Here is a 22,861-nt window from a genome sequence, read left to right as displayed (position 1 = left end):
TGCCAAACGGCAGGCCGTCAGCGCCGGACGAACCGGCCGCCCCCCTGCTTGCCGGTCACCGCGCCGTCCTTGAACACGCTTCGCCCTGCGAGGATCGTTTCGCAGACCTTTCCGCGCAACACGCGGCCATAGAACAGATGCGCCACGTCGCGGGCGTGGGTGTGCATCGTGGCGGGCGCGAATCTGGTCTCGCCTTCCAGATCCACGATCGCGACATCCGCCGCAGACCCGGGCAAGAGGGCGCCTTTTTGCGGATAGAGCCCGTAACGCCGCGCGCCATTGGCACAGATCAGATCATGGGCCCGTTTCAGGTCGAGCCGCCCGCGCGCCACCGCATCCAGCATCGCGGGCAGGATGAACTCGATGCCGGGAACGCCCGGGGGCGCGCCGGGAAAATCCCCCTCGGCGGCCTGTTTCTCGGCCTTTGCAAAGGGCGCGTGGTCGGTGGTGACGTAGTTGATCACCCCGTCGGCGATGGCCTGCCAGAGCGCATCCTGATCGGCCTGATGGCGGATCGGCGGGTTCACCTTGGCGTAGATGCCCGCGCGCGCCACGTCCTCTTCGGTGGCGAACAGGTATTGCGGGCAGGTTTCGGCGGTGAAGTCCGAGGTGCCGGCAAAGCCGCGCAGGACGGCCACGGTTTCGGCGGAGGTGACATGCGCGATATGCAGCTTCGCCTGCGCGGTGAGGTTCATCGCCAGCAGTTTGGCCACCGCCACCGCCTCGCAGATCGCCGGGCGGGACAGGCCATGGGTCGCGGCATCCGCCGGATCAAGCGCCTTGGCAAGATTCTCGTAATGAGCCAGCAGCGCGGCGCTTTCGGCATGCACCACCACCGGTCGCCCAGTGTCGGACAAAAGCTCAAGCGCGCGAAGCTGGTCGGCCTCGTCGGGAAAGGCCAGCCCCTCGAACTCGTCGGCGCGTCCTGGCGGCGAGGGCGTGGTGAAGATCTTCCAGCCGATGCAGCCGAGATCCATCATCGCGTCGCGACCGGCTTCGGTCAGGTCACCAGGCGCGGCGTAGAGCGCAAAGTCGATGACGGCATTTTCGCTGAAATGATCGCGGCGCCGGGCCAGTTCTTCGGGCGTCGAACAGCAGGGTTTGGAAATCGGCATCTCGAAGAGCGTCGTCACCCCGCCTGCGGCCGCCGCCCGGGTTTCCGACAGGACGGTGCCGCGTTCGGGATAGGCGGGCGCGCGGACGTGAAAATGAATATCCACGATACCGGGCAGCACGGTTTTCCCCCGGGCGTCGATGATCCGGGATGCCTCCGGCGCGGTGCCCGGCGCATAGAGGCCCGCCACCTTGCCATCCGCGAGCCCCAGATCGACGCGATGAAGGCCATCGGGCAGCAGCACGTCGCCACCCGAAATCAGCGTATCCAGCGCCGTCATTTCAGTCCCAGTTCGGTCAGTGCCTTGGCAACACCGTCCAGATTGGTCAGATGCATGGAGGCGTAATTGGGGGACAACACCACCCCGTGCCCGCCGGCGCGATAGGTGGCCATGACCGAGCGGTAGGCGATATCGGGAGTGCATTTTGCCTGATCCGCGCGCACCCGCGGCGCGTCGATGCCGAGACCCATGAAGACCTTGGCCTTGTCGTGCACCCCCGTCAGCGCCGCCTCGCATTGCCCGAAAACGTAGGTGTCGGGATCCAGACCGTCCTGGATCACGGTGTCGATACCGGAGCCCTGGATGCCGAGGATCCCGTCCATGATCTTCATCGCCACCGCAGGGTCGAAATCCCGCAGGATCGTGTTCCGGAAAAAGCCGAACTCCTTGTGCCAGATCTCGCCCGACTGGTGCTGATAGGTGATCGGCTTGACCCAGTCGGCATACATCGTCTGTTCGTGCCACGGCCATTGGGCGCGGCGGAACAGGTTGAAATGATTGCGGTTCCAGACATTGAGGCCGAAGGGCAGGGCGGGTTTGCACCATTTCACCAGCCCGTAAAGCTCCCGGTCCAGATCCTTGTTGCGCTCCAGCCAGAAGCGTTCCCAGATCAGCACTTCGGGATTTTCGAGAAGCGTGCGGATGAAGGTGATGAAGGCTCCGTCGTCGAATTCCTTGCCGCCAAGGGCGTTCTGCATGAAATCATACATCGCGATGCAGCCCCTGCGGCAGGCCTCCACGTCGATACCGCGCAGCGTGGCCTCCGCCCGCGCCGCCTCCGAGAAATCGCCCGGCGCCTGGCCCTGCATCATCTGGTCCAGCGGCGAGTTCCGCTCATTGCACCACATGATCCCGTCGATCTCGTAATTGCGCACCTGATCCTCGATGATCGCGTGCATCCAGTTGCGGTAGTCGGTGTTCGAGGTCGACGGCTCGTCTTTGCGGCGGCCGAACACGTCGACCTCCATGCAGGTGGCGAGGTTGGGGATATCCACCGCGCTGGCCGATCCGTGGCCTGCGTATTTGAAGAAGGGTTCCATCAGTTCGACATAGACCTTCATGCCGCGTTTATGGGCCTCGGGGATCACCAGATCGAGGATGTCGATCCCCTCCATCTCCGCATCGGTGGCGCGGAACTCCTTGATCAGCGTCTTGGTGTAGTAGCGCGGATCGGGGTTGAAATAGGCCCCGCCCTTCATGGTGAAAGGTTCAGGCACTCCGTGATCGGGCCAGCCATCCAGCTCGTGCGCGATGCTGCGCCCGGTCTTCAGGCCGAGCCAGGACACGGTGCCGAGCATCAGGACGTTGACGCCGACGCGATCCTTGAGCGTATCGAGGACGGTCTCCACACCCTCGTCGATGAAGCTGATCGGCGAGACCTGGATGCCGACGAATTTCTCCTCCGGATTTGGGGTCATGTTGCTCATGCCGCCGCCCCCGCATGTCTGGCGATGAACCCCTTGATCCGCGCCATCGCCTCTTCGATCACCGGCAGCGGTTGCAGATAGGAGATGCGGATGAAATCGCTGTCCGGCTCGCCGAACATGTCACCGGGAAAGACCATGACGCCGGTCTCCCGCAGCAGGTTCTCGCAAAACGGTTTGGCCTTCATGCCCGTGGAGGAGATGTTGGTGTAGATGTAGAACGCGCCGCCTGGCGCGCCGAAGCTCAGGCCCAACTCGGTCAGCGCCCCCATCAGATAGGCGCGGCGCTCGGCATAGGCGCGGAAGGTCGCTTCCATCTCGTCCTGCGGGCCGGTAAGGGCGGCCAGCGCTGCGAATTGCGATATGGTGCAGGTGTTGATCGACAGTGTGTGCCGTGGCTCGGTCAGCTTCTCCACGAAATCCGCGGGCGCGGCCATGTAGCCCACGCGCCAGCCGGTCATGGCATAGGTCTTCGAAAAGCCGTTGAGCGTGATCGTGCGCTCCTTCATCCCCGGAAGTGTCGCCAGCGACAGGTGCTCGTGCGGCGGATAGACCAACTTGGCATAGATCTCGTCGGCGATGACCAGAATATCGTGCCTGACCGCCAGATCGGCGATCTTCCGGATCACATCGGGCGGCGTCACGGCGCCCGTGGGGTTGTTGGGGGAGACCATCACGAACATGCGCGTTTTCGGCGTGATGCGTTTTTCGATTTCGGCCACGTCCAGCGCGAAATCGTCTTTCTGGTAGGTCGGCACCGGCACCGGTGTGCCACCGCAGAGATGCACCGCCGTGTCATAGGTGGTGAACCGCGGCGAGGTGATCAGCACCTCGTCGCCGGCCTGCACCAGACCCAACATGCACAACATGATGCTTTCCTGCACGCCGGCGGTGACGATGATCTCGTCGGCGGTGTAATCCAGGCCGTAATCCGCCCGCAGGTTGTCGCAGATCGCCTGCCGAAGCTGGGGCAGCCCGGTGGGCCCGGTATAGTGGTGCTGATTGTCGTCGAGCGCGGCCTTCGCGGCCTCGACCACATGGGCGGGGGTGTGAAAATCCGGGTCGCCCCGGCCAAGGGCGATGACATCGTCGAGGCCGGAGGCGATCTCCAGCATTCTGGTGCGAAACGATCCGTCCTCGTCGACGATGCGGGGCGCTGTGCGTTGCAGCAAAAGCGATTGGGCCATGTCAGTGCATCCTTTTGCCGTCGATGAAGGTCATCTCGACCTTCTCCAGTGCCGTGAGGTCCTGGTCCGGCTTGCCGTCGACCACGATCATGTCGGCCAGTTTCCCGGCCTCCAGCGTGCCGAGCCTGTCGCCGAACCCGTTCAGTACCGCCGCCCGCGCTGTGATGGCGCGCAGGGCATCCAGATTGTCGGGGCAGACGCCCACCTCCACCATGAAGCCAAGCTCGGGCACGATCCGGTCATGTTCCACCGCCGGGCTGCCCGCGTCGGTGCCGAAGACGATCGGCACGCCCGCCTTCGCGGCGCGGACCAGACCGTCGAACCGGCTCTTGTCGGCCACGGCGCGCTTACGCTCCGCGATCTTCCATTCGGGGATGCCGAAAGCGCGCGCGATTTCCTCGTTCGCCTGTATGACCAGGGCGGAGAAGGTCGTGACGATGGGCAGCTTGCGGTCCAGCAGCACCTGAATCGTCTCGTCGGTCATCGACCCGCCATGCTCCACGCAATCGATGCCGAACTCGGCCACGCGCTTGATGCAGTCGTTGTAGGTGGCGTGGGCCGTGATCGGGATGCCGTTGCGATGGGCCTCGTCGATGACGGCGTGCAACTCGTCATCGGTGAATTCCAGCGTGTCGTGGCAGGCCATGATCTTGATCAGATCCGCGCCGCCCTTGACCTGATCGCGCACGGCGCGGCGCATTTCATCGGCACCGCTCGCCTCGCGGCAGACCCAGTAGGTGTGCCCGCCGGTCTGGATGATGGCCTCGCCCGAGACCAGCAGGCGGGGGCCGGGAAAGATGCCCTGCGCCACGGCCTGCTTGGTAAAGAGGTTGGCGTTGTGCACGCCCAGGTCGCGTACCAGCGTAATGCCCGCGCGCAGGGATTTGAGCATGTTGCCGGCCGCCTTGTAGGCGCGGATTTCGGGCGGATCGAACATGCTTTGCTGGCTCAACTCGTGAATGCCGTCCCAGCTGAGATGCGCGTGGCTGTTCATCATGCCCGGCATCAGGGTCTTGCCGCCGGTATCGGTCTCGGCGATCCCGCCGGGCGCATCGGCGCGCGCGCCGACCGCGGCGATCTTACCGTCCTTGAGATGGACAAACCCGTCCTCGATCACCTCATCGCCCACGCAGGTGATGACCCGACCATAGAAGAGGCGTTCCTCGACGGGGGCATCGAACATCGGCTTGGTGATTTTCTGGTATTTCCAGGCGGCTGGTTCGGGCATCTCGGGAACTCCTCAGATTGCGATGACACGGGCGTCGATCGGCGTATTGGCTTGAAACCGGGACGGGATATCGACCCCTGTTTCGGTCACGATCATGGTGTTGATGGTGCGGTATCCGTCAATGCCGGGGCGGTAGACGCCTGGCTCGTTGGAAAAGATCATATGCGTCCGGATCGGGGTGGGATCACCGGGCGCGAGCCACGGGGCCTCGTGCCCCTCCAGTCCCATGCCGTGGCCGATCCGGTGACGGATGGCGTCTCCGAGACCCGCCGCGCGCAGGGTCTCCAGCGCCGCGTCGTTGGCCTGCGCGCAGGTCCGGCGCGCAGCGCAGGCGGCGACAGCGGCGTCGTTGCAGGCCGCCATCGTCTGCATGATCCGGTGCTGTTCGGCGGTGATCTCGCCCAGGATCAGGGTCACGCCGCTTTCAGCGTGATACCCGCCGAGGCTGGCCCCGATCCCGGCGATCAGCGTCTCGCCGGGTTGTGGCACCCGCTCCAGCACCGCGCCGTGGGGCAGGGCGGCGCGTGGCCCCGAATGGACCGAGGCGGTGATGCCCATGGGCGTGCCCGCGAAGGCGGCCTTGTGGTGCGCGAAAAGTGCGCCCTTCGCGTGGTCCATGGCATCGGCCATCAGGTCGGTTTCGGTGCCGCCCTGGGCGATGATGTCCCCGGCGGTATGGTGCAGGCGGGTCAGGAAGAGGTCGGCGAAGGAGGCGGCTTCGGCGATCAGCGCGATCTCCTCCGGTTCCTTGATCGTGCGCGCGGCCATCGCGTGATCGGTCAGGTCAAGATGCGCCAGCCGGTCGCGCACGGCGTCCAGGAGGGCGGCATCCAGCAGGTCGATGCCGACGCGCTTGCGTCCGATCTGGTCGAGCATCCAAAGCACCGGCGGCACCTCGCCCGGAAACTCGTCATAGAAACGCAGATCGGACAGGCCCGTGCCCTCGGCATTTTCCCGCTCCAAGCCTGGCAGCATCAGGATCGGCGTGCCCTCCACCGGCAACCAGACCCCCATGGGCCGTTCATTCGCCGAGAGAAACAGCCCCGTCGCATAGGCCAGATTGGCCGCGCGGAGCAGCAATAACCCGTCCAGTCCCGCCGCCTGTGCCCGCGCCCGCAGCCTGTCGCCTGCGCGGGCGTGGAAAGCGGCGTCGAGCGGTTTCACAGCGTGTCGCCGGTATAGGGGCCGATGGGGTCCAGCGTGGTCTTGAGGTTCAACTCGCGGCCAAGCGCCTGCATGTCGGCCAGTACCACATCATCGATTGGCACGCCGTTTTCGGATTTCGCCGCCGTGCGCCGCGCCTCCTGTTCGCCGGGGACGAGGATCTCGTCGAAACCGGGGCGGAGCGCGCGGCTCTTGGCCATCTGGACGAACTCACCCATCCGCGCGGCATAGTCTTCGGGGGCCATGAACCACGAGATGTCGATGGCCTGGAAGTAATGGGACACATCGAGTTTCTTCGGGTCGGAATAGGGCGTCAGGCCGAAGCCGCCGCCCGACAGCACGCCAGTCAAGGCCTCGGTCATGAAGGCCAGCCCATAGCCCTTATGCCCGCCGATCCCCAAAAGCGGACCTTTCAGCGCGGCCGCCGGATCGTCGGTTTCCTCGCCGTCGGGGGTGATCGCCCAGTCCAGCGGCATTTTCTTCCCCTCACGGATCAGCCAGTTCATCATGCCCTTGCCCGCGGTCGTGATCGCGATGTCGAGCACTGTCGGGAAACCCTGATCGGACGGGGCCGCGATGGACCACGGATTGGTGCCGGTCACACCTTCGCGCCCGCCCCAGGGGGCCATCTCCGGGCCCGCATTGGTGAAGGCGATGCCGATGCAGCCGTGATCCAGCGCCTGACAGGCATGGACCGCGCTGGAGCCGTAATGGGTGGAGTTGCGCACGATCACCGTGCCGATGCCGCCCTCCTTAGCCTTCCCGATCGCAAGCCGCATCGCTTTGGCCGCCGCCACCGTGCCGATGCCGTTATGCGCATCGACCAGCGCCAGTGCGGGGCCTTCCTTGACGATGGACCAGTCCGCGCGCGGGTTCACCTCACCATTGCCGATCCGCTCATGATACCGGCGCAACCGCGCCACGCCCTGGCCCTGACCGGGGTGGAACCGCAACTCCGAGAAGATCAGCGCATCGGCGAAGATGCCCGCATCCTCCGCGGTGAGGCCGAGCGCCTCGAACCCTTCGGACACGAAGGCGCGCAGTTGCGCCCGGTCGACATTGGTCATGGGGATGGCGCGGGTCATGCTTTCAGCCCCAGGATATCGGCGATGTTCGTGCCGGGCGCGTCATAGGCGCCCAATTGTCCGGCGGGCGCGGTCATCACCACTGTCATGCCGGGGCCGTAGCCCGCGCGCGGACCATCCGTCTGGCCGATGATCCCGATCCCCATCGCACCACGCAGATAGCCGTGATTGTACCGGCTGTCGGTGTCCTCGATCGCCACCACATCTCCAAGGCGCAGCCCGTCCAGCCCCAACTTGGCCAGCTCTGCCCGGTCGGTGGACTGGATATGAAGCGACCCGCCTTCCGATGTCAGACCCGCGCCCGCGCCGACCAGGTGGGGCGGGATCGTCGCGCAGACACCCATCATCAGCACATCGTCTTCGATCCGTTTCGGCAGCGCATCGAACAGGGTTGGCGACAGGGATTTGAAATGAACCTCCGGGCAGGCGGGCACGCATAGGCCGACACCCTCGCTCTTGACCAGAATCCGGTCGTCGACGGCGATCTTGCGTCGGGTCTCGCCATCGAAATGGATGATCACCTGATCCGAAAACCGGCCTGATTTGCCGGTGACGACGCCGCGCGCGCCCTTGGCGGCACCGCTGACGATCAGCGCCCCGTTCCCGACGCAGGCAAAAACGTTCAGGCCCCGGTTCTTGTTGGCGTCCGGGTGGGCAATGCTGACGGAGGGATGAATGCAGTCGCCGGACCAGCCGAAGGCGCTGTCTCCCACGGTGACGTTGTAGACGATCCCGCCGAACGTCGGCCAGAGAAAGGCGCGGCCATCGGCATCGAGCCGGTAGGGCTCGGCGGGCAGACCGGACAGGGACGGGTTTGCGACCTGCCCCAAAACCGAAACGGTGACGATATCGGCGGCGTTTGTTTGAATGCTCATGGATCAGGCTCCGAGATCGAGAAGTTGGGCGATATTGGCGTCGGCACTGATGTCGAAATCGATCGTGCCGTCCCGCGCGGTCATCAGGGTCAGGATGCCGGGGCCATGTCCCGCCATCACGCTGTCGCCATGGATGCACAGGCAGATCGACACCGCGCCTTCCCGGTAGGACCGCCCCCAGTGGTGATCGGCATGGCGGATGGCGATCAGATCGCCCAAACGCATCTGGTCGATGCCAAGCTCCGCCATCAGCGCCCGGTCCCCCGACATCAGATCCTGATCGACATATTCCGAGTTCAGCTCGGCGCCGGAGCCCATGATGCGCACCGGCAGTTCCATGGCCACATTCACATGCAGCCGCGACCCTTGTTCGGTGATTCCCATCGCGTGGAACAGGCGTGGGCTCATCTTCTTCAGGGCGACGCCGGGATGATCGGTCAGCGCAAGGCCCTGACCCATTGTCATCACCTGAATGCGGTCTCCGGGCGCCATCACCTCATGCGCTTCGGGCGAGAACTGCACCAGAATGCGTGCATGTTCGCCAACAACGATGCCGCGTTCGCCTGCGGCCATGCCGGAGGTCACCATGGCCTCGTTGCCGATGCAGTTGAGGTAATGCAGCGCATGGTGGCGGCCGGCATCGGTCTCGTCATCGATGGACACGCCCGGTTCCACGTGATCGCCCGCCCAACCGAAGGCGCGATCCCCGCAGCGCACGTTATAGGTGATCCCGTACATCCCCGGCAGCACCGTCGCGTGGCCATCAGGATAAGGGATATACTGGCCCGGTCGCACCGCTGGCGTGGTAATCACGCCCGAGACGGCCATCTCGACAAGGCTGGATTCATTGGTGTTCGGGCTTGGCATCGGGCGCGGCTCCTCCGTTTCTGGGCGGCTGGCGGACAACAATGTTTTGGTTTGACTTCCGGCCTCTTCCTTGCCATCAGTATATTGTCGACATTGCTCTTGTCCAACTGAGATACACGAGCAGAATGGATAGTCAAGCACCGTGCGTCAGCCTGATCGGGTTCCCGGAAACCCGCAGATCCGCACCGATCCGAGAGGGATGAGCAGCCAGGATGAGTTATGCAGGATTAATCGACGTGACGGGCCGGGTGAACGATTTTCTGAACGCCGGATCGGTCCTGTCCTGGGACGCGCGGACGATGATGCCGAAGGCCGGCGCCGAGACGCGGTCCAAGCAACTTGCCACCCTGGCTGTCGCGGCCCGCAACCTGCTGTGCTCGGACGAGACGAAACGCGCGCTCGACGGGGCGGAGATCTCCGACAAGCCCGCCGACAGCGCCGAGGCGCGGATCGTGGCGCAGGTTCGCGAGGCCATCAACTACCATGAGCGAATCCCGACAGAGCTTCTGCGCCGGAAGACCGAGCTGGGCTCGGCCGCTCACGAAGTCTGGGCGGAGGCCCGCGAGAAGGCCGATTTCTCGATTTTTGCCGATGCGCTGACCACGATGGTCGATATCAACCGGGAAATGGCGCAGGCCATCGGGTTCGACGACCATCCCTACGACGCCCTGATGTACCGGTTCGAGCCGGGCACGACCAAGGCTGGTCTGGACCGTTTGTTTGCCCGCCTGCGCGACGGCATGCTGCCATTGGTGCGCGCGATCGCCGGGGCGGAGAAGCCGCGGTCGGATTTCCTGTTCCGCGAGTATCCGGTTCAGGCGCAGATGGAATTTGCCCTGAAAATGGCCAAGCGGATCGGCTATGACACGGATCGCGGCCGGCTGGATACCACCGTTCATCCCTTCGAGGTGTCCTTCACCCGCAACGATGTGCGGATCACCACACGAGTCAACAGATCCTACATGCCGATGTCCCTGTTCGGGGCGCTGCACGAGGCGGGTCACGCGATGTACGAGCAGGGGGTCGATCCCGCCTATACCCGCACACCGCTCGCCACCGACCTGATCAGCCTTTATGCCGTCGGCGGCGTCAGTTTCGGGGCCCATGAAAGCCAGTCGCGTCTTTGGGAAAACCACGTGGGCCGCAGCCGCGCCTTCTGGGCCAATCACATGGGCGATATCAGGGCGGCCTATCCCGGCTCGCTGGACGACGTCACCGAGGAGGAGTTCTACCGGGCGGTGAACCGGTCCGAGCCGAGCTTCATCCGGGTTGAGGCGGACGAACTGACCTATGATTTCCATATCATGCTGCGCTGCGAGCTTGAGGCCGCTCTGATCGACGGGTCGCTGGCCGTGGCCGATCTGCCCGACGCGTGGAATGCTGGGATGAAGAGCTATCTGGGCGTGGATGTGCCCGATGATGCGCAAGGCGTCCTGCAGGATGTCCACTGGTCCTCGGGGCAGATCGGGACGTTCTGCAACTACACCATCGGCAACATCATGGCGGCTCAGCTGTTCGAGACCGCGACGGACGAAAACTCCGGCATTCAAGCCGCGCTGGACGGCGCGGACTACACCCCTCTGCGGGCGTGGCTCACCGACAAGGTCTGCCGTCATGGCCGCCGCTTCAGCCGCGATGAGTTGTTGGAAAAGGCCACCGGGCGGACGCTCGACCCCGATCCCTACATCGCGCATCTGACGCGCAAATACTCCGATCTCTACGCTCTCGCCTGATCGCCTGCTTGGCAAGGAAACGACAATGACCACACCGAACACCGCACGACTGGCCAAACGGGTCAAACTGTCCGACGGGGCGCTGATCACAAGGATGCTGGATATCGCCGAGGGGCTTGAGGACGTGATCAAGCTGGGCCGCGGCGACCCCGATCTGGATACGCCCGCCCATATCATCAAGGCCGGGCAGGAGGCGCTGGCCAACGGCGCGACCCATTACACCCATCCGCTTGGGATCGCGCCGCTGCGCGAGGCGATTGCCGACAACATCCGGGCCTATGGCGGAGCCGATTACGCGGCCGATGAGATCATGATCACTCCGGGCGGCCAGCAGGGCATGTTCATCATCGCGCTGTCGCTGCTTGACCCCGGTGACGAGATCATCGTGCCATGCCCAGGCTACAACCCCTATCAGCAGGCCGCCGAGATGTCCGACGCTGTCGTGGTGAAAATCCCGATGACGCTGGCCACGAACTTCACCCTGACCGCCGAGATGATCGAACCCCACATCACCGAACGGTCGAAAATCCTCGTCCTGATCAACCCCAACAATCCGACCGGCTCTGTCACCCCGCCCGATGAGGTGCGCAAGATCGCGGAACTGGCCAAGAAGCACGATCTGATCGTGATCTCGGACGAGATCTATTCCCGGCTGACCTTCGGCAACAACACGGTGCTGCCGGTCGCCTCGCTGCCGGACATGAAGGAACGGACGATCACGCTCAGCGGGTTTTCCAAGGCCTATGCGATGACCGGCTGGCGGATCGGCTATCTGGCCGGGCCGCGCGATCTGATCATGCCGATGTCCGAGGTCAACCACGCTTTCGCGATTTCCACCGCCGCCGTCAGCCAGCATGCCGCGCTGGCCGCGATGACCGGCCCTCAGGACTGCGTGGAGGAGATGCGCCAGACCTACGATGCGCGCCGCCGCGCCATCTGCAAGGGGCTCGATGCGATCGGCATGGGCTATGCCGAGCCGCAGGGCGCCTTCTATGTTTATGCCAATGTCGCCAGCCTGGGCCTCGGGATCACCGCAGGGGCATTTTGCGAACGGCTTTTGGCCGAGGGCAGGGTGATGATGTATCCGGGCACGATTTATGGCGATCACACGGATGATTTCGTCCGCATGTCGATGACCCAGCCCGTCGACCGGATCGAGATCGCGATGCAACGCATGGCGCAGGTCGTCGAAAGCTTCCGCGCCGATGCGCGGGCTGCAGCCATTTAGGAAAGGGACGCAGACATGGATGTGAAATCCGACAACCCTAATATCAGAAGCATCAAGCACATGGCCTTTGCCGTGAAGGATGCCGAGCAGGCGCTGAGCGCCTATGCGAAGTTCCTGCATGTGCCTGCAGAGACCGAGATCACGCATTTCCCGAAATCCGGAAACAAGGTCGCGCTCTTCTATCTGGGCGGCATCGAGTATCAGCTTTGCCAGTCGACCGATCCGGACGGTCGCTTCGCATCCTGGATCAAGGAGCGGGGCGCCGAGGGTCTCCACCATATCTGCTATGAGGTCGACGATATCGACAAGGCGTTGGAACACGCGAAATCCCAGGGCGCGGAGCTTCGCATCTGTCAGGCCTGCGGTGTCTATGGCAGCCACGCCCATCCCGAGGGCTGGGTTGCATTTCTCGACAATGATGCCGGCGGGATCGAGATCGAATTCATGCAGGTCTACACGCCCGAACAGCTTGCGGCTTATGAAAAATCGGGGGCCGAAGCGGTATGAGCACGGATGCAAACCAGTCGCTGAGCGTGGGCACCGCGACGGCGAAACCTGGTGAAACGGTGCGCGGCGCGATCCCCGCGGGCGATCTGGCCGGAGGGATCAGGGTCGAGATCCCGGTGGTGGTGATCAATGGCGCGGGCGCCGGGCCGACCTTCTGGGTCAATGCCGCAATCCACGGCGATGAGCCCGAGGGGCCGCTGGCCTGCATGATGGCGCAAAAGCAGATCGATCCGGCCAAGCTGCGCGGCGCGGTGGTGATGGTGCCCTGCGTGAACCCGCTGGCGTTCTCGGCTGCCGAGCGGGGCAACCCGCTGGATACCTTCACCTATGACATGAACCGGATCTATCCGGGCAAACCCGACGGCTATTTTTCCGACCGGGTGGCCGATGCCCATTGGCAGGCGATGAAGGACGTGGCCGATCTGGAGATCTCGATCCATTCCGGCGGCGCGCATTCCTTCCTCGACAAGGCGATCTTCGTCGACGAGCGCCCCGAAAGTGTGGAACTCGCCAAGGCCATGGGCGCGGGCTGGGGCTGCATCATGTCGAACTTTACCAAGTCGGGCAGCCCGATGGCGGCGCTGAACAATGCCGGCAAAGTGGGGATCACCGTCGAGCTTGGCGGGCGCTCCTACACCTCGCCCGAACGGTTCCGCTACGTGGGCCGCGAGCTTGCGAAGTCGATCCTGAACATCTGCTACCACTACGACATGCTGGACGGCGAGGCGACCTATCCCGACGACGCCACCAAGGGCCAGCAGGAGGCGCTTCTGGCGCCTGCATCCGGCATATTCCTGCCCGAGGAGGGCGTGGAGTTCCTCACCATGATGCGGAAGGGCGACAAGATCGCCTCCATCGTCAACATCTTCGGCGACGAGGTCGGCGCGCTGTACGCACCCGCCGATGGCATGTTCTTCGGCCTCCGGGCGCTGCCGAATGTCAACCGGGGCGACTGGTGCTGTTTCTTCAACAAGGTGGAGGGGCCGCGTGACTGAACGGACCCGCCGCCAGCGCAAGGCGCATTCATGACCCGGCCCCGCGATCTGGCCGGATATGGCGCCAATCCGCCCGATATCCGCTGGCCGGGCGGCGCGGGTCTCGCCGTCAACTTCGTGCTGAACATCGAGGAGGGCTCCGAGTATTCCGTCGGCGATGGCGATGGCCGTTCCGAAAGCGCGCTGAGCGAGGTTCGGGCCAGCCGGGTTCCCGCAGGCGACCGGGATCTGGCCGCCGAAAGCATGTATGAATACGGATCGCGTGTGGGCTTCTGGCGGCTGCACCGACTGTTCCGGTCGCGCGGCCTGCCGCTGACGGTGTTCGCAAGCGCCCTTGCGCTGGAACGCTGCCCCGACATCGCGGCGGCGATTTCCGCGACGGACTGGGATATCTGCGCCCATGGCTGGCGCTGGATCGAGCATTACCATCTGGATGCCCAAACCGAGGCCGATCATATCGCGAAGGCTCATGAGAGCCTGACCCGAACCGTCGGCCGCCCTCCGAAGGGCTGGTATTGCCGCTATTCCGCCTCGCCCGCGACGCGGGATCTTCTGGTGGCCCATGGCGGCTACACCTATGACAGCGACGCCTATAACGACGATCTGCCCTACTGGACGGACGTGTCGGGCAAGCCGCACCTGGTCATTCCCTATTCGATGGTCACCAACGACGCCAAGTTCCTGTCGGGAGACGTCTTCGCGGCAAGCGACTATGCGAGTTTCCTGATCGACAGTTTCGACATATTGCTGGACGAGGCGGGAGATATGCCGCGGATGATGTCGGTGGGCCTGCATTCACGCATCATCGGCCACCCGGGCCGGATGGCCGGGCTGATACGGTTCATGGATCATATCGCGGGTCGGGCGGATGTCTGGGTTTGCGGGCGTGACGAGATCGCGGATTTCTGGCGCGATGCGGTCCCGTCGGGGCAGGGCCGATGACCGGCCCGGTGCTGAAGCTGCAACCCCCCGATGTGGCTGCGTTCGCCCCCTACGGGGATCTGGTTCTGCCGCCGGAGGAGCCCGGCGCCCGGCGGTTCTACAGCACCGCGTTGCATGCGCGCGGCGAAACGAGCGCCCCGGTGCTGCATGTCAACAACGTCGCGCCTCAGGCGCTGCCGCTGGCGGTGACCCGCATCGAACGCCATCCCTTCGCGGCGCAGTGCTTTTTCCCCCTCGACGTGTCGCGCTACGCGGTGATGGTGATGCCCTCCGACACCGAGGGGCGTCCGCTGCCCGACCGGGCGCTGGCGTTTCTTATGCCCGGCACGATCGGCGTGATCTTCAACCCCGGCGTCTGGCATCTGGGCGCGACCGTGCTGGACCGACCGGGCCATTTCACCGTTCTGATGTGGCGTGGCGGCCCGATGCAGGACGATGATTTCCGCACCATCGCCCCCCTGACCCTGATCGACCCCATGGACCCATTGGCCGGCGCATGACAGGCGCCCGAAAGAGACATCGAAGATGACACTACGCAAGACCGAACTGTTTGTTCCCGCCATCACGCCTTTTGCGGCGGATCTGTCCGTGGATACGGACCGTTTCGTTGCGCATGCGAAAGCGCTGATCGCAGCCGGAGCGCACGGTCTGGCGCCGTTCGGCACCACGAGCGAGGCGAACTCGCTGTCTGTTGCGGAACGAATGCAGGCTTTGGAAGCGCTGATCGGAGCCGGAATTTCGCCTGCGCAACTGATCCCGGGCACCGGCTGCTCGGCGGCGGCGGATACCATCGCGCTGTCATCCCATGCGACCGGCCTCGGTTGCCGGGGGGTGCTGATGTTGCCACCATTCTTCTATAAGGGTGTCAGCGATGACGGCGTTTTCGATGCCTATGCGCAGGTGATCGAGGCGGTGGGCGCTGATCTGCGTGTCTATCTTTATCACATACCGCAGATGTCAGGCGTACCCATAACACTGTCACTGATCGAGCGCTTGATCGCGGCCTTTCCGGACACCATCGCCGGCCTCAAGGACAGCTCGGGCAACTGGGAAAACACCGCCGCGGTGATCGCGGCCTTCCCCGGGATCGACACCTATTCCGCCTCGGAATCGCTGATCCCGGATAATATGGCCGCGGGCGGCGCGGGATGCATCAGCGCCAGCTCTAACGTGAATGCGGCAGGCATCCGCCGCCTGATCGACGGGCTCGGCGGGCCGGACCAAGCCGCCCATCACCGGCAGGTGAGCGAGGTTCGGAAGATTTTCGAAACTCTGCCATTGATCCCCGCGATCAAGGCGGCGGTGGCGCTTCAGACCGGGGATGCGGGATATGCCCGCGTCCGCCCGCCCTTCACCGCGACCGGGCGGCACCACGCCGACGCGATTGCCGAGGCCGTGCGCATCGCGGGCGCGCAGACACCGCCATGAGCGAGGGTCCGGTCCTTGTCACCGGGGCGGGTGGCTTCGTCTGCTCCGAGATCGCGCTGGCGCTTCATCGCGCTGGCCGGCAGGTTCTTGCCGCGGACCGGCATTTCGACAGCGCGACCGCCGCGCGTCTTGGAACTATCCGCCGGATCGAAGGACCGCTGGACGAGACGCTGCCCGCTCTGGTGGCTCTTGCGCCTTCGGCTGTCATCCATGGGGCCGCGATCACGGCCGCCCCGGAGCGGCTTGGGCTGTCGCGGGCCGTCCATATCCGGCGCAACACGGAGCTTCTGACCCGATCGCTTGAGATGGCGCGCAGTTCGGGCGCGCGCGCCTTTCTCTTTCTCAGTTCCATGGGCGTGTTCGAGCCGCAGGACGCGCCGGCGCCCGGCGGACGCTTCACCGAAGCCACCACCCCAACGGCGCTCTGCGCCTATGCCGCCGCCAAACGCGCGGGCGAACTTCTGACCGAGGCCGCCGCCGAAGACGGCTTCGCCACGTCGAGCCTGCGCCTCGGAAATGTCTTCGGCCCCCATGAAGCTGTGCGGGAAAGCCGCCAGACGCTTTGCCTGGTGCAGCGCATGCTGGCGGAGGCGCGGAGCAGCGGCGTCATCACCGTGGACACGCCCGAAGCGTGCCGTGAATGGTCCTGGCTGCCCGATCTTGCCGACGGGATCGCGGCGCATATCGGGACAATCGCCGCAAACGGCGCGCGCGTCCTTCACGCCGGTACGCCGCCGGTGCAGAGCGATCTCGCGCTGGCCCGGGCCATTGCGGAACGGCTGCGGGGCACCCTGATCCGTCTTGCGCCACCGCCGCACCGGCCGGTGCGCCCGCCGATGGGCAGCGATCACGGAAGCGTCTTCACCGCGATCCACTGGACCGGGATGGAAGCCGCGCTTGATCGGCTCGTCCCGGTCGAGGCGGCGCTATGACGCCGCTGCGCCTGATCATCGTCGGGCTTGGCGCCCGGTCGCGCACCTGGCTGGATGTCGTGGGCAACTCCCCGGATGTCGAGATAGCGGCGCTTTGCGACCCCGACGCGGATGCCCGCACTCGTGCGACGGAGCGGTTTCCGGATCTGCCCATCGGCGCGGATCTGTCCGATGTGGTCGGGACCGGGGCCGATGCGGTTCTGCTCTGTACGCCGCCGGGCGGGCGGGAGGCGCAGATTGAAGCGGCTTGCAAGGCCGGTCTGGCCATTCTGGCGGAAAAACCGCTGTCCGACGATGTGGGGACGGCCGCGAAATTCGTGGCGATGGCGGAGACGGCGGGGGTTCACCTGATCGTCGGTCTGAACTTCCGCTATCTGGCCGTGACCCGGGCGATGCGCCGCATTCTGGATGAGGGGGGGCTGGGGACGCCGGGTTTCGGGCGATTCACCTATGAACGCTGGCGCGATGGCACGCAGGACTGGCTGAACTCCTATCCGCTGCGCATGGCGCATCCGATGCTCTGGGAGCAGTCGATCCACCATTTCGATCTCATGCGGTACGTTTACCGGACCGAGCCGCTGCGCATTCAGGCCGATACCTTCAACCCGAGCTGGACCATGTATGCGGGCGACGCCAATGTCTCGGCCCTGATCGCGTTCGAGAACGGGATGACCGTCAATTATCAGGGGACATGGCAATCCGGCCATGAGCCGATGCATTTCGACTGGCGCACGGATTGCTCGCAAGGCGTGATCGTCCAGCGCGAGATGTTCGGCGATCTGGCGATGGCACACCGTATGGAGCCTAAGCTGACACCCGTTCCCTTACCCGACCACACGCCCTGGATCAGCGACGCGACCGCTTTGCTGGAGGCGTTTGTCGCGACCTGCCGGGGCGATGCGCCGCCCGAATGCACCGGGCGCGATCACCTTCAATCCCTCTACATGCTGCAAGCCTGCATTTTGGCCTCAGACCGCCGTGCCGCGGTCGAGATCGAGGAGGTCCGGTCCGCCACGCTGGCGCCGGGCTGAGCAAACCGAGAAGCCCTCTCAATCGGGCCCATGACCAGTTCCACCGATGGCGTATTGCTACAACGAAGGACATGAGACATGAGATACAAGGGAACGCTTCTTGCAACCGCGCTGACGATCGGCCTGCCAGCCATCGCATCAGCTCAACCGGACGAAAACACGCTTGTGGTCGGGCTCAGCGCCGATGCAAGCACCTTCGAGCCGGCCGAGATCCGCTCGATGGATAACTCCAACATCGCGCGGCACATCTTTACGGCATTGACCAGTATTGGCGATGACGGGGAGATCCTGCCGCGCCTGGCCACCGGCTGGACCATGAGCGAGGATGGCACAAGGCTGGAATTCACATTGCCCGAAGGCCGCGTCTGCGAAGACGGCGAACCGCTGACGGCGGAGGACGTGGCCTATTCCTGGAACAGGGCGGGAGACCCGGAGAATGCCTTCGCGGGCAACACGCCCGGCTTCGTCTATACCTCGATGCAGTTCGCGGGCGCCGAAGTGGTGGATGACCTGACCGTTGCCATCAACACCGCCTCCGACACCGGCATGGCGCTTGGCTTCACCTCGCAGGTCTTCATCCACTGCAAGGACAGCTACGAGACCATGAGCGAGGACGAAATCGCCCGCTCGCCGGTTTCGTCCGGCGAGTACCGGCTGGTGGATTGGAACATCGGGTCGAACCTGACGCTGGAGAAATGGCAGGGCGAGGGCAATTTCGATCGGATCGAGTTCCGTATCATTCCCGAAGCATCGACCCGGGTTGCCGAACTTCTGACCGGCAATGTGGATATCATCACCAATGTGTCGCCCGACCAGATGGATGTGGTCAACGCCAGCGGCGTGGCCGATGTTCAGGTCGTTCAGGGGCTGCGGCGGATGTATATCGGCTTCAACCAGTCCGACCAGTTCGAAGGTATCGCCGGGGAGGCGGTGCGCGACGAGAATGTGCGCCGCGCGCTGCAATATGCAGTGAATGTGCCGGCGATCTGTTCGCAACTCCTGAATTTCGAATGCGAGCGGGCGACCGGGCTGGTGAACCCGCCCAACGACAACCCCAATCTGGAGCCCTATCCCTACGATCCGGCAACCGCCGAACGGCTGCTGGATGAGGCCGGATACCCGCGTGGGGATGACGGTGTGCGCTTCGAGATCACGTTGCAGGCGCCGCGCGGGCGCTATCTGAACGATGCCAATGTGGCGCTTGCGGTCGGCAGTTTCCTGACCGAGGTCGGCGTTCAGACCGAGGTGGAGCTTCTTGAATGGTCGTCCGTCTACGTGCCGCTGATCCGGGGCCATGACGCGGGCCCGCTGTTCTTCCTCGGCTCGGGTGGTGCACTCTGGAGCGCGCTTTACGACATGGCCGTGCTGGCCACGGTGGAAAGCGGCCCGAACTACACCGACTGGGCCGATCCGCGCTGGTTTGACCGTTGGGAAGACATCGCCAATGCCGCAACGCCGGAGGAGGAACGCGAGGTTATCAACGAGATGCTTCAGGTCTTCTACGATTATGGCCCGTGGCTGCACATGTATTTCCAGCCGGATTTTTACGGTGTCAGCCGCCGGATCGTATGGCAGGCCCGGCGCGATGAACACGTCAACCTCTGGGATGCCCGCCTGGCGGAGTGACCCGAGCTTTCGGGCGGCGCCGGTATCCCCGGCGCCGCCTCCATTTCTGAAGGAGAACCCATGTTAAATGTCGGCATCATCGGCGCCAGCTTCGCGCGGGACGCCTATCTTCCCGCCTTCGCGCATATAAAGGGGGCCCGGGTCGTGGCGCTTGCGTCGGGGCGGCTGGAAAGCGCGCGGGCCGCGGCGGCGCCTCATGGCATCACGGCGGTCTATGATGACTGGGAAAAGATGCTGGCCGAACACAGGCTTGATCTGGTCTGCATCGCCACGCCCACAGTTATGCATGCGCCGATGGTGCTGGCCGCGATCAGCCGGGGGGCGCATGTGCTGTGCGAGAAGCCCACCGCGATGAACGCGGGCGAGGCGCGCCGGATGCTGGATGCGGCGCGCGCGGGCAACCGGCTGCACATGATCGACCACGAGCTGCGCTTCAACCCGACCCGCGCCCGGATTGCCGAGATGATCCACGGCGGCGATCTGGGGGATATCCGCCATGTCAACATCACGAATATCGGGGCCTCCTGGGCCGATCCGGCCTCGCGCCCCAAGGGCGACTGGTGGTCCGATGCGTCCATGGGCGGTGGACGGTTGGGGGCCAATGGCTCGCATCAGGTCGACATGCTGCGCTGGTGGCTGGGAGAGCCCGCGTCGGTCATCGGTCAGGCGCTCACGGTCCTGCCCGACCGGGTCGACCCCAAGACCGGAGAGGCCTGGACGGCGACGGCCGATGATCTGTCTCATTTCACGCTGGAGATGCGCTCGGGCGCGCTGGCGCAGGTCTTCATGAGCGGGGTCGCGGCCACGAATATGGGCAACGAGACGCAGGTTTTCGGCTCCAGGGGCACGCTGACCTTGTCGAACAGTGACGAGAAGCTCTATTTCGCCAAGGCCGGAGAAAGCTTCAAAGATATCAGCGTGGACGACCCGAACGCCTCTCTGGAGGGGCTGAATGCGGGGATCTGGAACGTCTCCGTTCTGGCCGCGTTGCAGGAACTGACCGGCGCGATCATCGAAGACCGCGGGCTGCGGCGTGGCGCGAGCTTCGTCGACGGGCTTCGCAACCAGATGGTGCTGGACGCGGTCATCGCCTCGACCGCCGGCCGCAGCTGGGTCGATCTCGACATGTCGGGCGCCGTCTGATGCCTGCACTGGCGGACCAGACGGTCGTTATCACCGGGGCGGCGCAGGGGCTGGGTGCCGCGATTGCGCGGGCCTTCGCGAAACGGGGCGCGCGGCTGGTGCTGATGGATCTCGACGCCGAAGGTCTGGCCGCGGTGAAGGCAGAGACCGGCGGCAGGGCCACGACCCTGACGGTGGATCTGGCCGATGCGAAGGCCACCGCCGATGCGATTGCCGCGATCCCGGGCCCGGTCGGTACCTTGATCCACAACGCCGCCATATTGCGGCCCGAGCCCTTGGAACAGGTCAGCCTGGCGACATTCAGGGCGACGATGGACGTGGGCATCCAGGCCGGTTTCCAGCTGTCTCAGGGCGTCTGGAGCGATATGAAGGCGCAGGGCGGCGGGGCGCTGATCTTCGTCTCCTCTCAATCGGGCATCAAGGGGTTCGCGGATGAAACCGCCTATTGCGCGGCGAAACATGCGCTGGAGGGGTTCTCCAAATGCCTTGCTCTGGAGGGTGCGGCCCATGGCATCCTGTCCTGCACGATTACGCCGGGCAAGGCGATGCACACACCGATGTCGGAGGCGAACTACCCGCCCGAGCTGAAGGCCGAATGGATCGATCCCGCGCGCCTTGCGCCTGCCTTTGCCCATATCGCCAGCGCACGTGACTTGGCGTTGAGCGGCCAGCGCCTCAATGCCTGGGATCTCTCGCAGGAGCATCCGTCATGAAAGACATCTACGCCTATATAGACGCCCATGCGGATGAGTTCGTGGCGGACCTTCAGGCCTTCGTGCGGCAACCCTCGGTTTCGGCGCAGGATATCGGTCTGCGCGACTGCGCGACGCTTATCCGGGACATGATGCACCGCGACGGGCTTCCGGCAGATTTTCACGAGCTGGAGGAAGGGCCGCCGGTCGTTTACGGGGAAATACCCTCCAAATCCCGCAAGACGCTTCTGTGCTATTCCCATTACGACGTGCAGCCCCCCGAACCGATCGAGGCATGGAGCTATGGCGGCCCGTGGTCGGGCGCGGTGGTCGACGGTGTGCTTTACGGGCGCGGCGCGACCGACAACAAATCCGGCGTTCTGGCCTTCAACAAGGCGGCCAAGGCATTTCTCGCGGTGCGCGGAGAGGTGCCCGTGGGCCTCAAGCTTCTCATCGAAGGAGAGGAAGAGATCGGCTCGCCCAATCTCGGACCATGGGCCAAGGCCAATGCCAAGATGCTCGAAGCGGACGGAATGCACTGCCTCGATGGCAGCCTTGAGATCGGCGTTGAGGTGCCGGACGTGTCACTGGGCCTGAAATCGGTGCTGTTCGTGGAACTGATCGCACGGGGGCCGCGGACGGATGTGCATTCGCTGAATGCGCCGCTGGTGCCGAACCCGGTCTGGGATCTGGTTCATGCGCTGGCCACGATCATGGACCGCGAAAAGCGCATTCTCATTCCCGATTGGGCCGAAGGTATCTACGAACCAGATGCCGAGGATATGGGGTATCTGGAAGACAAGGCCGCGCGGATCGATTTCGATCTCCTCAAGGAGGAAATGGGCGTCGACGCCTTCGCGCTTGGCCGCGATGGGGTCGAGGCGCTGAGGGCGCGGACCTACGAGCCGACGGCCAACATCCAGGGCATCACGGGCGGCTATACCGGAAAAGGCACCAAGACAATCGTTCCGGCCGAAGCGCGGGTAAGGATGGATTTCCGTCTGATCCCCAACATCTCGCCGGCCAGGGCGATCGTGAAGCTGCGCGATCATCTCAAGGCCCAGGGGTTCGACAGGATCGAGGTGAAGGGCGAGGCGCGGACAGAAGACCCCTACAAGATCTCCGCCCGCGAGGATATCAGCCAGTCGATCATCGCCGCCGCCCATGAGGTCTATGGCGAGCCGCCCATCGTCAACGGCGTTTCCGCCGAGGGGGCGATCCTGAAACACGTCTGGATCCCCTGCGTTCTGACCGGGTTTGCCAACCCGGGCTGCAATCTGCATGCGCCGGACGAGAACATCCATATCGACAAGTATATCCAGGGCATCAAATACGCTGCTGCCATTATGGACCATTTCGGCCGCACCTGAGCGGTCTGCC

The 22,861-nt window shown here is 64.5% G+C and carries 21 protein-coding genes; 13 read left to right on the top strand and 8 right to left on the bottom strand.

Translation table 11 applies throughout. The features are described from left to right. Positions 1-17: 17 nt before the first annotated feature. Genes D9R08_RS09350 through D9R08_RS09315 form a run of 8 tightly spaced genes read right to left on the bottom strand, consistent with a single transcriptional unit; the run spans position 18 to position 9,224 of the window. On the bottom strand, positions 18-1,394 hold the full coding sequence (locus D9R08_RS09350) for a dihydroorotase (RefSeq protein ID WP_121897789.1): 1,377 nt from the start codon (positions 1,392-1,394) through the stop codon (positions 18-20). Further along, complete coding sequence (locus D9R08_RS09345) at positions 1,391-2,821, bottom strand: alpha-amylase family protein (protein WP_121897788.1); 1,431 nt, start codon at positions 2,819-2,821, stop codon at positions 1,391-1,393. The genes D9R08_RS09350 and D9R08_RS09345 overlap by 4 nt, the downstream gene beginning before the upstream one ends. Then, a complete protein-coding gene (locus D9R08_RS09340; RefSeq protein WP_121897787.1) occupies positions 2,818-4,005 on the bottom strand; it encodes a pyridoxal phosphate-dependent aminotransferase in 1,188 nt (395 codons plus the stop codon). Before D9R08_RS09340 ends, D9R08_RS09345 begins: the two co-directional genes overlap by 4 nt. A gap of 1 nt (position 4,006) precedes the next feature. Then, on the bottom strand, positions 4,007-5,233 hold the full coding sequence (locus D9R08_RS09335) for a metal-dependent hydrolase family protein (protein WP_121897786.1): 1,227 nt from the start codon (positions 5,231-5,233) through the stop codon (positions 4,007-4,009). A 12-nt stretch (positions 5,234-5,245) separates the two neighbouring features. After that, positions 5,246-6,397: a M24 family metallopeptidase gene (locus D9R08_RS09330; protein ID WP_233557386.1), complete on the bottom strand. Its 1,152-nt coding sequence runs from the start codon at positions 6,395-6,397 to the stop codon at positions 5,246-5,248. Next, a complete protein-coding gene (locus D9R08_RS09325) occupies positions 6,394-7,482 on the bottom strand; it encodes an Ldh family oxidoreductase (RefSeq protein WP_121897785.1) in 1,089 nt (362 codons plus the stop codon). Before D9R08_RS09325 ends, D9R08_RS09330 begins: the two co-directional genes overlap by 4 nt. Beyond that, positions 7,479-8,357 (bottom strand): DUF4438 domain-containing protein, encoded by an 879-nt coding sequence (locus tag D9R08_RS09320; protein WP_121897784.1) that lies wholly within the window; start codon positions 8,355-8,357, stop codon positions 7,479-7,481. The genes D9R08_RS09325 and D9R08_RS09320 overlap by 4 nt, the downstream gene beginning before the upstream one ends. Before the next feature lie 3 nt (positions 8,358-8,360). After that, complete coding sequence (locus D9R08_RS09315; protein ID WP_121897986.1) at positions 8,361-9,224, bottom strand: DUF4438 domain-containing protein; 864 nt, start codon at positions 9,222-9,224, stop codon at positions 8,361-8,363. 212 nt (positions 9,225-9,436) lie between these two features. On the opposite strand from D9R08_RS09315, the gene D9R08_RS09310 reads away from it, so the two are divergent. The 13 genes from D9R08_RS09310 to D9R08_RS09250 all read left to right on the top strand — a co-directional run bounded on the left by D9R08_RS09310 (position 9,437) and on the right by D9R08_RS09250 (position 22,851). Continuing rightward, positions 9,437-10,957, top strand: a complete 1,521-nt coding sequence (locus tag D9R08_RS09310; protein ID WP_121897783.1) for a carboxypeptidase M32 — start codon at positions 9,437-9,439, stop codon at positions 10,955-10,957. A gap of 25 nt (positions 10,958-10,982) precedes the next feature. After that, the gene (locus tag D9R08_RS09305; protein ID WP_121897782.1) at positions 10,983-12,185 is read left to right on the top strand and encodes a pyridoxal phosphate-dependent aminotransferase; all 1,203 of its coding nucleotides are present in this window, start codon (positions 10,983-10,985) and stop codon (positions 12,183-12,185) included. 15 nt (positions 12,186-12,200) lie between these two features. Continuing rightward, the gene (locus D9R08_RS09300; protein ID WP_121897781.1) at positions 12,201-12,692 is read left to right on the top strand and encodes a VOC family protein; all 492 of its coding nucleotides are present in this window, start codon (positions 12,201-12,203) and stop codon (positions 12,690-12,692) included. After that, positions 12,689-13,687, top strand: coding sequence for a succinylglutamate desuccinylase/aspartoacylase family protein (locus tag D9R08_RS09295; RefSeq protein WP_121897780.1), 999 nt, complete (start codon positions 12,689-12,691; stop codon positions 13,685-13,687). The genes D9R08_RS09300 and D9R08_RS09295 overlap by 4 nt, the downstream gene beginning before the upstream one ends. Positions 13,688-13,717: 30 nt before the next feature. Beyond that, entirely contained in the window at positions 13,718-14,629 is a 912-nt protein-coding gene (locus D9R08_RS09290; RefSeq protein ID WP_121897779.1) for a polysaccharide deacetylase family protein, read from the top strand. Then, complete coding sequence (locus D9R08_RS09285; RefSeq protein WP_121897778.1) at positions 14,626-15,129, top strand: ureidoglycolate lyase; 504 nt, start codon at positions 14,626-14,628, stop codon at positions 15,127-15,129. The genes D9R08_RS09290 and D9R08_RS09285 overlap by 4 nt, the downstream gene beginning before the upstream one ends. Before the next feature lie 25 nt (positions 15,130-15,154). Then, positions 15,155-16,057: a dihydrodipicolinate synthase family protein gene (locus D9R08_RS09280; protein ID WP_121897777.1), complete on the top strand. Its 903-nt coding sequence runs from the start codon at positions 15,155-15,157 to the stop codon at positions 16,055-16,057. Beyond that, entirely contained in the window at positions 16,054-16,989 is a 936-nt protein-coding gene (locus D9R08_RS09275; protein WP_121897776.1) for an NAD-dependent epimerase/dehydratase family protein, read from the top strand. The genes D9R08_RS09280 and D9R08_RS09275 overlap by 4 nt, the downstream gene beginning before the upstream one ends. Further along, positions 16,986-18,020 (top strand): Gfo/Idh/MocA family protein, encoded by a 1,035-nt coding sequence (locus D9R08_RS09270; RefSeq protein ID WP_121897775.1) that lies wholly within the window; start codon positions 16,986-16,988, stop codon positions 18,018-18,020. Before D9R08_RS09275 ends, D9R08_RS09270 begins: the two co-directional genes overlap by 4 nt. 78 nt (positions 18,021-18,098) lie before the next feature. After that, positions 18,099-19,646 carry an ABC transporter substrate-binding protein gene (locus tag D9R08_RS09265; RefSeq protein ID WP_121897774.1) on the top strand — a complete coding sequence of 516 codons (1,548 nt, stop codon included), beginning with the start codon at positions 18,099-18,101 and terminating at the stop codon, positions 19,644-19,646. A 60-nt stretch (positions 19,647-19,706) separates the two neighbouring features. Then, complete coding sequence (locus D9R08_RS09260) at positions 19,707-20,789, top strand: Gfo/Idh/MocA family protein (RefSeq protein WP_121897773.1); 1,083 nt, start codon at positions 19,707-19,709, stop codon at positions 20,787-20,789. Beyond that, positions 20,789-21,502 (top strand): SDR family NAD(P)-dependent oxidoreductase, encoded by a 714-nt coding sequence (locus D9R08_RS09255; RefSeq protein ID WP_121897772.1) that lies wholly within the window; start codon positions 20,789-20,791, stop codon positions 21,500-21,502. The genes D9R08_RS09260 and D9R08_RS09255 overlap by 1 nt, the downstream gene beginning before the upstream one ends. Then, positions 21,499-22,851: a M20/M25/M40 family metallo-hydrolase gene (locus D9R08_RS09250; RefSeq protein ID WP_121897771.1), complete on the top strand. Its 1,353-nt coding sequence runs from the start codon at positions 21,499-21,501 to the stop codon at positions 22,849-22,851. Before D9R08_RS09255 ends, D9R08_RS09250 begins: the two co-directional genes overlap by 4 nt. Positions 22,852-22,861 lie beyond the last annotated feature (10 nt).

This window comes from Rhodophyticola porphyridii, assembly GCF_003688285.1.
Classification (GTDB): domain Bacteria; phylum Pseudomonadota; class Alphaproteobacteria; order Rhodobacterales; family Rhodobacteraceae; genus Rhodophyticola; species Rhodophyticola porphyridii.
Note: the sequence above shows the minus strand (reverse complement) of the source record. Positions and strands in the feature narration are given on the sequence as shown.